The following is a 13,232-nucleotide window of genomic DNA, read 5'->3' as shown; positions in this document are numbered from 1 at the left end:
AGGATCCCCCAAGCGGCGCGCGCGATCGTGAGTTCGTCCACCAAAACGACTCACGAGGTTCCGCAATGACTCGCCACCGCATCTACGCCCTGATCGCCTTGGCCGCGGCCGCCTTCTTCGGCGCTGCGTTCATGGCGTCGCCCGCCGCGCAAGCCGCGACCGTCGACCGCTACGCCGTGATCGCCTACTCCCCCGTCACCGGCTGGACGGGCTGGGCCAACAACGCCACCACGATGGAGGAGGCCACTCACGTCGCGCTGGGCAACTGCCAGCGGCACGGCGCGGGCTGCACCGTCGCCTCGTGGACCCGAAACCGTTGCGTCGCTTTGGCGCTCGGACCCGGGCAGTGGGGCGCCGACTGGGGCTCGACCGCGGCGGCGGCGCAGACGGCCGCGCTGGCCAAGGTCTCGTCGGGCCGCGTCGTCGAGGTTCACTGCACCGGGTAGCGGCGATCCTCTTCGTCGATCCGTCGCCGCCAGTGTTCGTTGATGTGGTCGGACTGACGCTCGAGCGGGGGTTTGGGCACGCCGGCGGCGTGGGCGGGATCGGCGCCGAGGAACTGTAGGACGCGGGCGAGCTGCCCGTGATAGTTGGCGTCGAGCTCCTCGTACCGGACCGTCAGGACTTTGCGGCGCCGGGCGGTGAAGTAGTCGGTCCAGGCCGCCTGCTCGGCGGAGAGGTCGCGTTCGATCTCGGCGATCTGCTGGCGCGTCGGCGCCGCGCCGGTGAGGTCCACCGCGGGCCGGCGCGGCCTCGCCCGGCCCAGGTAGAGCCCCCATGGGCGTTCCCGCTCCGATGGGCCGGGGGAACGAAACCACTCGCCGGTGGTTTCGGCGCGAAACAGCGATATGGCCTGGGCGCGCCGATCGGCCCGGATGATGTTCACGAAAACCGCTGCGGGAAAGAGCGTCTCGAGTGCGGCACCCGGGTCTGCACGGTACCCCAAAGCTTGCGCCAGCGCGACGACGTCGCGCCAGTGGATCTTGGCACCCCAAACGCCGTTGTCAGTCGCCGCGAACGCTTTGACCTTTGTCAGGTATTCGGCACACGAGCAGTCCATCGGAAGTCCCAAATCTTCCTTGTAGGCCGCGACGTGGTCCGCCGCGAAGTACTCTTCGGGCCGCCCCGCAACTCCCGTCGCGACCAGGCCGGCGGCCAACAGTGAACTACCCGAACGAGGGGTGGAGGCGATGACATAAGTCGCGGGTCGCATATATCTCCTCGGGCGTGTCATTGAAGTGTAGGCGCCGTCGGGCTGCGCAAGCCGGTCCCCAGAACAGGTAGCGCTCTACTCACCCCAACCGCCTCATCTCCGGCCGACACTGATGACGCAATCGATCGGCGAGCCGGAGGACAACGCCGTATCGCGCGTCAACAGAGGAAGGTCACAGCCATGCCAAAACAGCGGGTGCCCAACACCGATCTCAACCTCGCCGTGCTGGGGGACGAATCGGTCACGCGCACCTCCGCGGATCGCTCCGCGGAGAAGTCGAAAAAGCCTGCGGGGCTTCGTGCCCACGCCAAGGGTCACAGCGCGACGGAAGACACCGTCGACGTCGAGCGGAAGAAGTAGCGCCATGCCATGGTTCGAGTTCAAGAACAATTACAGCAAGCTGGTATCGGTCGCGGTCTTGAAGCGCGACGACGATGCGTGTGGAGGCGAAGGCGGTGGTTGGGCGTCGCACGGGTGGTGGAACCTGAATCCGGGCGAGACCAAGACCGTGATCTACAGCTCGAATCGCTACCTCTACTTCTATGCCGAGGCCGGCGACGGCACGTGGTGGGGCGACAACAACGGACCCCAGGTCTACGTCGACCCGATCGAGAAGTTCGACAGCTGCTACCAGATCGGCACCTCGACGTGGGATGTCGTCGGCATGGCACGCGCGGATGGAGGCTCGTTCTTGGGCAATCATCACACCCAAAACCTGAATCCGTGATCCGGACTAGCCGGCGCCTTTGCCGTTGTCGACGCGATACACGGCGCCATGGACGGCGGCAGCGGCGTCGCTGGCGAGAAACGCGATCACATGCGCGACGTCGAGCGGCTGCATCATGCCGCGCGGTGAGGCGGTGCGCAGGATCAGGTCGTAGTTCGGGTTCTCCGGGGCGCTGAACTGCTCGATTTGCGGGGTAAGCATGCCGCCCGGGCATACGGCGTTGACGCGCAACCGATCCGCGGTGTATTCGACCGCCAGTGCTCTTGTGAGCCCGATCAGCCCGTGCTTGGCGGCGCAGTAGCCGGCCGAGTACGCCTGGCCCTCGACGCCGGCGATCGAGCCGACGTTGACGATGTTGCCGCCTCGTTCCAGCAGATGGGGCAACGCGGCCCGGCACAGGTAGAACGGCCCGTTCAGGTTGACCGCCAGGTCCTGTGCCCAGTCGTCGTCGGTCATCGACTCGGTCCGGCGCATCTGGTGCTTGCCGGCGACGTTGACCAGGACGTCGAGGCCGCCGAACTCCTGGACGCACCGCTCGACCGCGTCCCGGCAGGCCTGCGCCGAACCGACGTCCACCGACGCGTAGGAACCGCTTTCCACGTCGTTGAATACCGCGGTCAGGCGTTCGGTGTCGCGGCCGATGCCGAAAACCGTTGCGCCCTGCCGGGAAAACAACCGCGCCGTTTCGGCCCCCAGGCCCGACGACGCACCGGTGATTATCGCGACCTTGCCTTGCAGTGCTGACATAGCGGCCCTTCTGGGTGCGGTGACAGGGCTTCAAAGGCTACATTGCGCCCTCGTCAGGGCCGCATCCACACCATGCCAACCCGCAAGAACTCAACCGGCCCAACGGTTCTCGGTCCGAAACGCCGCCGGACGCGACGCGCGGTCATCAGTATCAGCAGGCCCATCGCCTGCTTGCCCAGCGCGATCCGAGTGGTTCGCTTCTTCCAGGTTGACGGCTTAGTGCCGGCTCGCCGGCCCAGGTAGTAGCCGAAGCATGCCGCTGTTGCGAGAGCGCAGATCACCGCGACAACCGTCACGATGATTGAGCGTCCTGGGTCGCGGTCGCGGGAAGGTCACGTGCGAGATACACCTTGGCCAATAAGTAGTCGGCCCGATCAGAAATCCGGTCGGACGCTACCGTCGGCGTTGACCATGAGGTAGCGCCCCGTGTAACCGTTGTTGACATAGAGCTCGATGCGCAGCGTCCCGTCTTCCGCGGCTTGAATCGAGATGTAATCCGGGTGGCCGCCGTCGATGTGCAGGGTCTGGGGCGCCGCGCGAAGCGCGCTGATGACGGCCTGGACGTCGAACTTGCCGATGTCGCCGACGGTCGTGTCCATCGGCTTGCTGGCGCTGCTGCTGCTGCTCCAAAGGCCATTAGCGTAAGAGAATTCCACCGTCTTGTGCGCGTTGACCGAGTCGGGACGAATGATGGAGGCGCGTTCGGGATAGACCAGCAGCTCGTAGCCGATGGTGTCGCCAAACTTCGTCCGAATTTGTGCGACTACGTCCGACAGCCCTCCCACCGTCATCAGTTGTTCTGTTGCCGGCGGCGGTGTCGACGATTGCGGCGGTGCGACGCTTGGTGCCTCCGTTGGCGGCTGGGGCGCGACTACCACCGGGTTGGCGGCGGGTGACTGGGGGCGATCCGGCGTCGAACCACGCGTGGCACCGTACAGACCCCAGGCGATGCCGACGCCCAGTAGAGCCACGACCAGGAGGACCGCGATGCGTACCCGCCGGTCGGCGGCGAGCGATTTCAGGTTCGGGAATTGGGCCGCGGCGCGGCGGATCTGCAGGTCGGACACCAACGACTGCAGCTCACCGAGGGTGGTGGCATTGGTCGCGGCGCTCACCCGTTGGCGGTGTTCCTCCATCGACAGCTGGCCGTCGCTCAGCGCTAGATCCAGCAGCTGGCAGGTGTCGACGCGGTTGCTGTCGGTAGCCCGGGTGTTTGCGGTGGCCACGGGAAGATCCTAAAACGTGGGCAAGCCGTCGGATCAGCTCTTGGGCGGGTTGATCCACTGGACGACGCCGTCCGCGTTGAGCGCGATATCGCCGGTATCGCGGTCTTTGGACACATAGATCGACAGGGCCAGTTTGCCGTCCCTGGCGGATTCGATCATCAGGTAGGTGGTGTCGACGTTGTTGAAATTGAGGCTGTGGGGCGCCCCGCGCAGTACGTTGACCACTTCCTGCACGTTGAACTTGCTCAAGTCGGCCGGGGCCGAGGTGAAGGGAATGGCACTGGCCCCCTGCTTGAGCCAGTCGTGGCCGTCGTAGTGGTAGGTCAACGAATTGTGGGCGTCTTGCGGGTCGGGACGGTCGAGGTCCGCGTGATCGGGGTAGACCACCAGCCGGTAGCCGATGGTGTCGCCGATCTCTTTCCGCATCTGCGCGAGTAACCCTGTCAGCCCGTCGACGGTCTGCAGTTGTATTGGTGGCGGCGGCGTCGTCGGGGTGATCGCCACGGTGCTGGTGGCGCTGGGCGTGGCGCTTGGGGCGATGCGGTTTGCGAAGCCGTGCCGCCGAGCACTTTCCAGCCGACACCGAGGGCCGCCAGCCCCAATACCGCGGCCCCGGCGATGAGGATGCCACGTCGGCTGGCCGGCTTCGGGGGTTGGGCGGGCGCGCTGGGGATCTGGAGGTCCGCTACGAGCGAGTTCAGCTCGCCGACGGTGGCGGCACGCTTTGCGGCGCTTACCCGCTGGCGATATTCCTCCATCGACAGCTGCCCGTCGCCGAGCGCGGAGTCCAGCACCCGACCGGCCTCGTCGCGGTCACTGTCGGTAGCCCTGATGTATCCGGCGGCCACGACGGTGAGCGTAACGGAAGACGCAAGAGGCCGACGCTGTCAGGACTGATGTGCGGACCAATCGATCAGCGCGTTGCTAGCGCTATCCTGATGCCGATGCGCGGCAGACGATTACTTCGACCGATCGCCATCGCCGGTGTAGCGGGCCTGGCGGCATGTTGCTCCACCACGGACAGCGGCGGTGCCTCGCCACCCGGGCCGCCGTCGATCACCAGCGAGCCGTTCGGTCAGGTAGACGGCAACCCGGTGAACCGTTATACGCTCACCACTGGGCGCGGCATGCGTGTGCGAATCCTGACCTACGGCGGCATCATTCAGTCGATCGAGGTCCCCGATCGCAGCGGAAACGCCGCCAACGTGGCGCTGGGCTTTCCGACCCTGGCCGGCTACGTCAACAACACGGGATCCGCCAAGACCTATTTCGGCGCGATCATCGGCCGCTATGGCAACCGGATCGCCAAGGGCGCTTTCTCGTTGAACGGCAACGAGTATCACGTACCGACCAACAACAACGGCAACAGCCTGCATGGCGGCACAGCGGGATTCGATACGAAGGTGTGGCAGGCCAGTCCTCAGAACGGTAGCGACAGCGTCGGCCTCAAGCTCCAATATGTCAGCCCCGCAGGCGAAATGGGCTATCCCGGCACGCTGACGATCACCGTCACCTACACCCTGGACCGGAACAACGAACTGCGCATCAACTACCACGCGACCACCGATGCTCCGACCGTGATCAACCTGACCAATCACAGCTACTTCAACCTGGCAGGCGAGGACACGCTCGACGTCTACGACCAGAAGGTCACCATCAACGCCGACAACTACCTCCCGACCGACCCCGCACAGACCCCGACCGGGCAGATCGCCCCGGTCAAGGGCACATCCTTCGACTTCACGTCACCGACGGCGATCGGCGCGCGCATCACCGCGAATGACCCGCAGCTGTTGCTCGCCCACGGCTACGACCACAACTGGGTGATCAACCGCGGCAACAACACCGGGCTAGTGGAGGCGGCCAAGGCTGAGGACCCCAAGTCGGGGCGCACCCTGACGGTCTCCACAACCGAGCCCGGCATCCAGTTCTACACGTCCAACTTCCTCGACGGGGCGTTCACGGGCACCAGCGGGCACGCCTACCGGCAGGGCGCCGGATTCACGATGGAGACCCAGCACTACCCCGATTCCCCGAATCACCCAAACTTCCCGACCACCACGCTCAACCCGGGCCAGACCTACGATTCGACAACTGTTTTCGCATTCGGCGACCGCTAACCGTCGTTGACGAGGTCCGCAAGGAACGCGGGTAGCCGGCCGGCGCCAAAGTCATAAAACCGCGCCCAGCGCGGCTCGATCGAGATGCGCACCATCTCCCGATACGTCGACCGCACGTTGCGTTCGAACTCGGCAAGCTGCGCTTCGTCCATGGACTTCCTCGCCGCCGCCAGGTACTCGTCGGTGACGCCGTCGACTGTTTGCAGCGTGGCGAGGCCACGCACCAACAGCGCCTTCGCCTCTTCCGGGGTGGAGCCGGTGTCGATCGTCAGCGCGACTTCCGGGCGGGCGGACAGCGCGCGGACTTTCGGGGAGGTCGGTGCCGTCGAGACGACGATGCGTTCGCCGGTCCAGTAGAAGCCGACGGGGATGACTCGCGGGAAGCCGTCGTGGCCGTTGTAGGCGAGCCGCGCCATTGAACCGGAGAGCAATTTCTGGGCGTCGGGGTGGCCGAGCTCCCGAGCCAACTCCTGCTTGTCCATCACACCCGTATAGCTACCCGATGTGCACGCAGCTGAGTCGCCCGGGGCGACGAGGCTGGTACCGAGCTTCGGATAGTCGCGTCCCCGCGGACCGGCCCGCCGCAATTGTGCGAATCGCCAGATTGTGGGACGCATCTTTGGCGGGTTTCGGCGCTTTTTCACCGCTAGCCTCATCGGTAGCCGAAGGCAGGGGCGAATATGAATGCCGAGATCAAGACCCGGGCGCATTGGCTGCTGGGATATGGGCTGCCGCGTTGGACGCTGAAATTGCTCGCGCGCCGGGGCGATCCTTTTTCCCAGCTGTTAATCCGAAGCGATCAGCCCGACGACGTGAATCGCCGTATCGAGCAGATACGCGAACGGGGACGTATCTCCGCGATTGTGGGCGGGTGGGTCACCGCTGACGCGCAGATCGTCCGCGACGTGCTGCGCGACGACAGGTTCCGGACCAGCAAACCGCGGGACCGCTCACCGTTTCCCGTCATTCAGCGGATGCTCGCGAAAACCAACCCGGGCGTGCTGAATGGCGTGGAACCGCCGTCGCTGCTGGTCGCCGATCCGCCCGAGCATGCGCGGTTGCGACGCTTGGTGTCGCGGGCGTTTACACCGCGAGCGATCGACGGACTTCGTCAGGGCATTCAAGAGATCGCCGACACCCTGCTCGACGATCTCGAAGGCCACAACCGATGCGATTTGATCGCCGCCTACGCCTCTCAAATCCCCATCGCCGTCATCGTCGAGATGCTGGGCATTTCTCGCGACGAGGCACCCCACCTCCAAACATTCGCCGAGCCCGGCACCAAAATCCTCAACAGCACGTCCCCGTCCTGGCGCGAGTACCGGATCGCCATCGCGGCGTTGCGCGAGTTCGAAAACTACCTCGCCGCGCATATCGAGCGCCTCCGTCGCGGCCGCGCCGAGGACAGCATCCTGTCCGCCGTCCTGCACGACGGCGACCTCACCGAGACCGAGGTCAGGATGTTCGCGGGGCTACTCCTGGGCGCCGGGTTCATCACCACCACCTACGCGTTCGGCAACGCGGTGGTGGCGCTCGTCGGGCATCGCGATCAGCTTGCCCGCCTCCAGGAGCATCCCGAGGGCTGGCCGAACGCGGTCGAGGAGGTGCTGCGCTACGACTCCGTCGCACACGTCGCGGCCAGGGTCGCCACCGAAACCGTTGAGATCGACGGGCATACGTTGCAGGAAGGCTCGGCGATCTTCCTTCTGATCGGCGGCGCCAATCGCGATCCGGCCGTCTTCGAACGTCCCAACGAATTCGACACCACCCGCGCCAACGCCCGCGAACACATCGCCTTCGGCAGCGGCATCCACAGCTGCCTCGGCGCGTCGCTCGCGCGGATGGAACTGCAGATCGGCCTGCGGGCGCTGTTCGAACGCTTCCCACAGCTGGCCCTCGCCGGCGAGCCGATCCCGAACGACAGCACCCTGCTTCGCGGGATCAGGGAATTGCCCGTCGACCTCGGGCCCGCGACGGTTGACCTTGCCCGATGAGTCAGCCGTCGAACTCGTCGACAATGAGCTGAAACTAGCTGCCGCGGCGGCGCGACTTGATGATCTCGAGGCGTTCGTTCAGCAATTCATCGAGTTCCTCGATCGAGCGGCGCTCCCGCAGCATGTCCCAGTGGGTGCGCGGCACCTTGACCTTCTTGGGTTCGGCCAGGTCACCGCCCTCCATCAGGGTGCCCTCCATGCCGTTGCGGCATAGCCAGGTGACGGGGACCTCCGCGTCGGCGGCAAAGGGCATGTCGTATTCGTCGCCGTTCTCGGTGCGGTACCGCGCGACCTTGCGGGCTGCCAGGTCATGGTTGCGGTCGACCTCGTAGCTCAGGGCCCCGAGGCGACTGCCCTTCATGACCCGATCAGCCATCATCACCCCTCCGCTGATGTTCCCCTTGATCGGCAGTCGCGCGCATCCGACCAGACAAGCCGAGCAGATCGTGCTCGCCCAGACCTTCGGGCAGTGTGTAGGCAAGTTGCCGCAATTCGACGGCGTAGTCGCGCAAGTCCTGGCGGAGCCGCGCCTCAACGGTGGGCATGACTTTCTTCCTGTGGCAGGGATTTACTGAGACGTTCCGATCTTCGTGAAACCAGGCTTGAAATCTGATGGCGTCTGGCCGTCAATCCGCAATACACCAGGCGGTGCTTTTTCGCGTCTCCCAACCGCGCCCACCACCTTACGCTGATGGCGGGCCTGACGTGCCGCGGAATCGCCGTGGACCACGGCGACTTCACCGGAACGTCGACGACGCTGGGAGACAATTCGTCTAATCCACCGCTAGGCGGACCGGTCTTTGGGCAGAGATCGATTACTGCGGGCGAGGATTGCCGTCGCCAATCCGCGTCGCCTCACCTCGTTGCCCACGCTTGATACGCCCGACCGTTTAGCCGCATTCGGGAATCTGTGTTCCGACGCGGTCTCTGGTGCGTCGTCCGAGGTCGCGGTGAGAAACCGGTCCGGGAGCGCCAATTTGCAGATCGTGCGCGCCGTGAGGAGGTACTGGCGAAGCAACGGACCCGTCGTATACGGCAGGTCGTAGGTGCCGCATAGCGCGCGAACCCGCTCGGCGATTTCGGGGTATCGATTGCTTGGCAGATCAGGGTAGAGGTGGTGTTCGATTTGATAACACAGGTTTCCACTCATGAATGCCATCACCCTGCCGGCGCGGAAGTTCGCGGTCCCGAGCATCTGTCGCAGATACCATTCGGATTTCGTTTCGCTGTCCAACACGGACGGGGTGAACTTTTCAGCTCCGTCGGCGAAGTGACCGCAGAAGATCACGGCACACGCCCAGACATTGCGCAACCCGTTGGCAACGAGGTTGGCCCCCAGCGTGCGCCACCACCGCCGGCGACTCAGCGCGGGAAACAGCACATAGTCCTTGCCGACCTGCCGAGCGATCTTGCGGATAAGCGCCGTCTTGTGAGCGGCTTTACCGGCGGCCGTCGTCTCGCGCTCCTGCACTGAATACAGGCCATGCAGGGCGACACCCCACTCGAATAGGAGCGCCAGCAGCACCGCGCGCAACGGCTGCAGCAACGCGCGCGGCCGCCACTCCTCGTCTCGCGTCACCCGCAAGACCCCGAATCCGAGGTCGTCGTCTACGCCGACGACGTTCGCGAAGACGTGGTGCCGGTAATTGTGGGAGTTCTTCCACTGCGACGTGAGTCCGGCCATGTCCCACTCCCACGTACTGGAATGGATTTCGGGGTCGTTCATCCAATCCCATTGACCGTGGCTGATGTTGTGGCCGAGTTCCATGTTCTCGATGCACTTGGCTGCGGCCAGTGCGCCGGTTCCGACGGCCCAGCCAACCTTGCCTTTGCTGGTGCCGATGATTAACCTCGCCGCGACGTCGAGGGCTCGGTGAAAAGCGATGGCGCGCTTGATGTATGCGCGATCGCCGGTGCCGCGTGACGACTCGACATCACGGCGGATCGCTTCCAACGCGGCAGCGAGCTCCTCGAGGTCCGTCTCGCTCAGATGGGCGTATTCAGGTACTTCAGCGATGGCCACGGAATCTCAACGAGATCCGGGCACGATGGCGCGCGACGTCCGGTCGACGACGCGCGGCAAAGCAAGGTTTACGAACCGCAGCAATGTGGGTCCCGTCCGATCTTCTTGGATGGTGGTTTACGCGCGAGGGCGAGTGCCGGCGCGAGGTCAGGTACGCGGGGAACTACTCGATCGGGCCGCGATTTTCGTGCGCAGTCGCCAGCACGGATACACGGCTGATCCGAGTGCCGTCGTCGCCCTCGTCACGGGAGTCCGGCGGTCCGGCGAGCCGCCCCGAACCACCTGGCCTGATGGACGGCTGTGCCATGTTTGAGCACCTGCTTGTCGTTGGTTGACCTCCGAGGCTACATGAACCGCGATATCCGCGTTGCCCAGCGCTTGGTCCTACGACGCGGCCGCTCGGCGCTTTCGACCAGGGGCATCCGATTGGTTACAACGACTACACGGACGCGGATTGCCAGTGCAGCCCCGTGAAGTACTACCGAGTCCTCGAAACCGGAGCGGGAAACCACCGCGATGGACAGCGACGCGGCCCCACCGCCGGCGTGATCCAATTGGTCAGGATCAACGGGACAGCCAATCACCTCTAAGGCGACGCTGGACACGTTCAAGATCTGCCGCCGTCGCCGGTTTGTCACTGAACCACGCGATGGTCGCGCCAATATCGGCGATTTTCAACTCGCCGCGAGCCACCAGCTCTCTGGCCACTGCCGCTACCTCGTCTTCGGATAACCGACGCCGCAATAATGCCAGCAGCGCCCTGCAGTCGGTCTTGGGAATGCCGTGCGGGTAGCCAGCGCGAATGAACGCCACAAAACTCGCCGCCAAATCAGTCAAGATCACCTGACACCCCCGCAACAGCCGCTGAAACTACGGATCAGCGCAGCTCATAGCCTAACCCAACGAGCCCGCACCTTCGCCAGCCTCGCGGAGATGTGAAGCGGCGGAAGTGCTGTCGCGGATCTAAGCTCCGCGCACGCGTGACATCGAGGCCACCGCTGCCCTCTGGTACTTAGGCGGGCTGTCGAATTCATGCCGCCAGATTGTTTCTCTGTTGCACGCGGCCAGCCCACGCATGAACCTCGACGTCGCTGCCGACGACTTGTGTCTTCACACGCATGTCTGGTGTGTAAAGACTGCCCACAAAGCGGCCCAACTCGATGTCAATCCGGAGCAGCGACCCGTCCGGCAGTCGACGATGTCCGGTCCTCATCGTGGACATGGTGCTCATGTTTAATACGACGTTTGGATCGTGCAGGAAGTTCACCAGGGCGTCATCCCGAGTCAGGCTTCAGTGCGGGAGCGCGGGCTGGTCCGCTGCCCTCAACACGCGTGCGCGCGAGACTGGTCCCGTGGGGCAGTTTGTAAGGACTTCGTCGGCTATATCTGGCGACGCCGCCGAGGCATCTGTCGACGCCGGCGAGGCCGGAAGGCGTCTTTGACCTTTTCACCCGCGTCTCTCAGGTGAGCCGCCCGCTGACCAGCCCTGCCCTCAGCCTCCAACCCTGGATCGTTGATCGCGCGGCCGACTGCCTCCTTGACCTTGCCCGTGACCTGGTCCATCTTGTTTCGGGCTTTATCCGCACCGCTCACTGGTGTGTCCTTCTCTTCCGGTTACGAATACTGCGCTAGTCGGCGGTTACCCATTTTCGGCCTGAGCCACCCCGGTGGGGCTACCCAGCGACGAGGCCGAAAATCTTCATCCGGTTGAGCTGCCGAAAATCGTGGAATCTCAGCTGCGATTGGTGGCGGCTCTTCGCCCCGGTGAAGACGAGTAGCTCCCTCGATTCTCACAGCCTCAACGACATTCGCGTGCACAACAAATGTCGTGTTCGGCGATCGCTCGCCGACATTTGTGCATTACGAGCCTTCCGATGCGAGGAGGCCCGCAGACGAGTACCTATTCGTTCAGCTCCGCGATTCGGTCGATGTGGGCGAGGAAGTGCGTCAACACCGCATCGGGCGCCTCGAGTTGTGGCCAATGCCCAATATCGTCGGCGAGCATCACCACGTCGGCGTCGGGGATCACCTCGGCGTAGCGGCGCGCCATGTGCGCGCCGGAGTTCGGGTCGATCGGCCCGTCGATCAACCGCATCGGAACCGCGGTTTGCCGCATGGCGCGTACCCACCGATTGCGATGTGTGTAGCGGTCGTTGATGAACCGGCCGACCTTGTGCAGCACCCGACGGCCGTCGTTGTAGTCCAGGATCTGGTTGAACACGTCCATCATGTCCCGGGTCGGCTTGGTGTTCGGGCCGAACATCTCGCGCAGCGTCGGTTCGAGCAGTCTCCGTGAGAGCGGACTGTTCTGCACGTGGCTGAAGATGTCGCCCAGTGGGGTTTGCGACATCAGCTTCTGCGCCGCCCTGGGCGTGTAGGCCTCGATGAACATGCCGCCGTTGAGCCAGGTGATCGAGTCGATCCGCCAGTCGCCGTACGTCTGTTGGCCGAACTCGTGGCGGGCCAACAGTTCCTGGCCGACGGAATCGCCGATGTCGTGGGCGAGAATGTGGGCGTTGTGGATTTTCAGATGGGCTAGCAGGGCTTCGTGCATGTCGGCGTGGTCGTGTACCGAGTATTGGTAGGCCACGGGTTTGGCTGAAAAGCCCATGCCCATCATGTCGGGTGCGATGACGGTGAACCGTTGCGTCAGCATTGGCCAGATCGGTGCCCAGTCAAAGGAATTGAACGGATAGCCGTGGATCAGCAGCAGCGGCGGTCCGCTGCCTTCGACGCGGTAGAAGATGTCGAAGCCGAGGTAGTCGAAGTGCTTGCCCGAGTCGAACCAGCGTTTTAGTTCAGCATCCAAGACTGTGATCCTCCGTAGCCTATGAGGCCTGGCTTGCCGTCGGGCCGCGCATCAAGTCAGCCGCCGACATATCCGGTCACTCGTCGATCGCCATAACCGGCGTCGTATGAAGGCTATGCCAGTGACGGTGCGTCAAAGTCGGCTATCGAGGCGTGGCGGCACGCTCAGGATGTCAACATGTTAGGCCGCAAATTGCTACCGCGGTGCAAGGACGATGCGCGTGTGGTTAACCGTCGATGACGTTCGCCGGGAAGGGGCAACCGGCGGGCAAGAGTCAAAAACCGCGCTTAGTCAAGACCGCGGCAGCATGATTGCGGCATGAGAATTCCTCGCTGGCGTGGAGAACGAAAAGCGCGGGTAGCAGATCCTGACG

18 protein-coding genes are annotated in these 13,232 nt (G+C 64.3%); 5 read left to right on the top strand and 13 right to left on the bottom strand.

The features are described from left to right. The first annotated feature begins 65 nt into the window (after positions 1 to 65). Positions 66 to 446: a DUF4189 domain-containing protein gene (locus A5655_RS25955; protein WP_067015686.1), complete on the top strand. Its 381-nt coding sequence runs from the start codon at positions 66 to 68 to the stop codon at positions 444 to 446. Here the strand turns inward: A5655_RS25955 and A5655_RS25950 are convergent. After that, a complete protein-coding gene (locus A5655_RS25950) occupies positions 431 to 1,213 on the bottom strand; it encodes a Stf0 family sulfotransferase (protein ID WP_197508807.1) in 783 nt (260 codons plus the stop codon). The genes A5655_RS25955 and A5655_RS25950 overlap by 16 nt on opposite strands. A gap of 180 nt (positions 1,214 to 1,393) precedes the next feature. Here A5655_RS25950 and A5655_RS25945 point away from each other — a divergent pair, with 180 nt between their 5' ends. Both A5655_RS25945 and A5655_RS25940 read left to right on the top strand, forming a co-directional pair. Next, positions 1,394 to 1,573 (top strand): hypothetical protein, encoded by a 180-nt coding sequence (locus A5655_RS25945; RefSeq protein WP_067015681.1) that lies wholly within the window; start codon positions 1,394 to 1,396, stop codon positions 1,571 to 1,573. A gap of 4 nt (positions 1,574 to 1,577) precedes the next feature. Beyond that, complete coding sequence (locus A5655_RS25940; RefSeq protein WP_067015678.1) at positions 1,578 to 1,940, top strand: DUF1036 domain-containing protein; 363 nt, start codon at positions 1,578 to 1,580, stop codon at positions 1,938 to 1,940. Between the two features lie 6 nt (positions 1,941 to 1,946). Here the strand turns inward: A5655_RS25940 and A5655_RS25935 are convergent, their stop codons facing one another. The 4 genes from A5655_RS25935 to A5655_RS27565 form a co-directional block, all read right to left on the bottom strand. Next, complete coding sequence (locus A5655_RS25935; RefSeq protein ID WP_067015675.1) at positions 1,947 to 2,687, bottom strand: SDR family NAD(P)-dependent oxidoreductase; 741 nt, start codon at positions 2,685 to 2,687, stop codon at positions 1,947 to 1,949. Positions 2,688 to 3,061: 374 nt separating this feature from the next. Continuing rightward, complete coding sequence (locus A5655_RS25930; protein ID WP_067015672.1) at positions 3,062 to 3,913, bottom strand: DUF1707 domain-containing protein; 852 nt, start codon at positions 3,911 to 3,913, stop codon at positions 3,062 to 3,064. Positions 3,914 to 3,946: 33 nt separating this feature from the next. Then, positions 3,947 to 4,339: a hypothetical protein gene (locus tag A5655_RS27570; RefSeq protein ID WP_082978893.1), complete on the bottom strand. Its 393-nt coding sequence runs from the start codon at positions 4,337 to 4,339 to the stop codon at positions 3,947 to 3,949. 17 nt (positions 4,340 to 4,356) lie between these two features. Further along, positions 4,357 to 4,761, bottom strand: coding sequence for a DUF1707 domain-containing protein (locus A5655_RS27565; RefSeq protein ID WP_082978892.1), 405 nt, complete (start codon positions 4,759 to 4,761; stop codon positions 4,357 to 4,359). Positions 4,762 to 4,857: 96 nt separating this feature from the next. Here A5655_RS27565 and A5655_RS25920 point away from each other — a divergent pair, with 96 nt between their 5' ends. Beyond that, the gene (locus tag A5655_RS25920; protein ID WP_067015746.1) at positions 4,858 to 6,033 is read left to right on the top strand and encodes an aldose epimerase family protein; all 1,176 of its coding nucleotides are present in this window, start codon (positions 4,858 to 4,860) and stop codon (positions 6,031 to 6,033) included. Here A5655_RS25920 and A5655_RS25915 read toward each other — a convergent pair. Beyond that, positions 6,030 to 6,515 carry a pyridoxamine 5'-phosphate oxidase family protein gene (locus A5655_RS25915; protein WP_067015669.1) on the bottom strand — a complete coding sequence of 162 codons (486 nt, stop codon included), beginning with the start codon at positions 6,513 to 6,515 and terminating at the stop codon, positions 6,030 to 6,032. The genes A5655_RS25920 and A5655_RS25915 overlap by 4 nt on opposite strands. Before the next feature lie 198 nt (positions 6,516 to 6,713). Between A5655_RS25915 and A5655_RS25910 the strand changes: the two genes are divergently transcribed. Further along, entirely contained in the window at positions 6,714 to 8,027 is a 1,314-nt protein-coding gene (locus A5655_RS25910; RefSeq protein ID WP_067015666.1) for a cytochrome P450, read from the top strand. A gap of 34 nt (positions 8,028 to 8,061) precedes the next feature. On the opposite strand, the gene A5655_RS25905 is transcribed toward A5655_RS25910, so the two are convergent. From A5655_RS25905 to A5655_RS25890, 7 genes are all read right to left on the bottom strand, one after another. Continuing rightward, complete coding sequence (locus A5655_RS25905; RefSeq protein WP_067015743.1) at positions 8,062 to 8,403, bottom strand: RNA polymerase-binding protein RbpA; 342 nt, start codon at positions 8,401 to 8,403, stop codon at positions 8,062 to 8,064. After that, positions 8,396 to 8,572 carry a hypothetical protein gene (locus A5655_RS28435; RefSeq protein ID WP_197508806.1) on the bottom strand — a complete coding sequence of 59 codons (177 nt, stop codon included), beginning with the start codon at positions 8,570 to 8,572 and terminating at the stop codon, positions 8,396 to 8,398. Before A5655_RS28435 ends, A5655_RS25905 begins: the two co-directional genes overlap by 8 nt. Before the next feature lie 239 nt (positions 8,573 to 8,811). Then, entirely contained in the window at positions 8,812 to 10,050 is a 1,239-nt protein-coding gene (locus A5655_RS25895) for an acyl-CoA desaturase (RefSeq protein WP_067015660.1), read from the bottom strand. Between the two features lie 564 nt (positions 10,051 to 10,614). Further along, positions 10,615 to 10,893 (bottom strand): DUF3349 domain-containing protein, encoded by a 279-nt coding sequence (locus tag A5655_RS27560; RefSeq protein WP_231999281.1) that lies wholly within the window; start codon positions 10,891 to 10,893, stop codon positions 10,615 to 10,617. A 187-nt stretch (positions 10,894 to 11,080) separates the two neighbouring features. After that, positions 11,081 to 11,317: a hypothetical protein gene (locus A5655_RS28085; protein WP_156765041.1), complete on the bottom strand. Its 237-nt coding sequence runs from the start codon at positions 11,315 to 11,317 to the stop codon at positions 11,081 to 11,083. 113 nt (positions 11,318 to 11,430) lie between these two features. Beyond that, on the bottom strand, positions 11,431 to 11,643 hold the full coding sequence (locus A5655_RS27555) for a CsbD family protein (protein ID WP_082975506.1): 213 nt from the start codon (positions 11,641 to 11,643) through the stop codon (positions 11,431 to 11,433). Between the two features lie 307 nt (positions 11,644 to 11,950). Further along, entirely contained in the window at positions 11,951 to 12,859 is a 909-nt protein-coding gene (locus tag A5655_RS25890) for an alpha/beta fold hydrolase (RefSeq protein WP_067015657.1), read from the bottom strand. Between the last annotated feature and the right edge of the window lie 373 nt (positions 12,860 to 13,232).

It is taken from the genome of Mycobacterium sp. 1081908.1, assembly GCF_001673535.1.
In the GTDB taxonomy this organism is placed as follows: domain Bacteria; phylum Actinomycetota; class Actinomycetes; order Mycobacteriales; family Mycobacteriaceae; genus Mycobacterium.
Note: the sequence above shows the minus strand (reverse complement) of the source record. Positions and strands in the feature narration are given on the sequence as shown.

Excerpts from the sequence above, each read along its gene's own strand:
- A5655_RS25955 (WP_067015686.1), top strand. The coding sequence starts at position 66 with ATGACTCGCCACCGCATCTACGCCCTGATCGCCTTGGCCGCGGCCGCC.
- A5655_RS25935 (WP_067015675.1), bottom strand. The coding sequence starts at position 2,687 with ATGTCAGCACTGCAAGGCAAGGTCGCGATAATCACCGGTGCGTCGTCG.
- A5655_RS25945 (WP_067015681.1), top strand. The coding sequence starts at position 1,394 with ATGCCAAAACAGCGGGTGCCCAACACCGATCTCAACCTCGCCGTGCTG.
- A5655_RS25940 (WP_067015678.1), top strand. The coding sequence starts at position 1,578 with ATGCCATGGTTCGAGTTCAAGAACAATTACAGCAAGCTGGTATCGGTC.
- A5655_RS25920 (WP_067015746.1), top strand. The coding sequence starts at position 4,858 with ATGCGCGGCAGACGATTACTTCGACCGATCGCCATCGCCGGTGTAGCG.
- A5655_RS28435 (WP_197508806.1), bottom strand. The coding sequence starts at position 8,572 with ATGCCCACCGTTGAGGCGCGGCTCCGCCAGGACTTGCGCGACTACGCC.
- A5655_RS25910 (WP_067015666.1), top strand. The coding sequence starts at position 6,714 with ATGAATGCCGAGATCAAGACCCGGGCGCATTGGCTGCTGGGATATGGG.
- A5655_RS25950 (WP_197508807.1), bottom strand. The coding sequence starts at position 1,213 with ATGCGACCCGCGACTTATGTCATCGCCTCCACCCCTCGTTCGGGTAGT.
- A5655_RS25905 (WP_067015743.1), bottom strand. The coding sequence starts at position 8,403 with ATGGCTGATCGGGTCATGAAGGGCAGTCGCCTCGGGGCCCTGAGCTAC.
- A5655_RS27570 (WP_082978893.1), bottom strand. The coding sequence starts at position 4,339 with ATGCGGAAAGAGATCGGCGACACCATCGGCTACCGGCTGGTGGTCTAC.
- A5655_RS25915 (WP_067015669.1), bottom strand. The coding sequence starts at position 6,515 with ATGGACAAGCAGGAGTTGGCTCGGGAGCTCGGCCACCCCGACGCCCAG.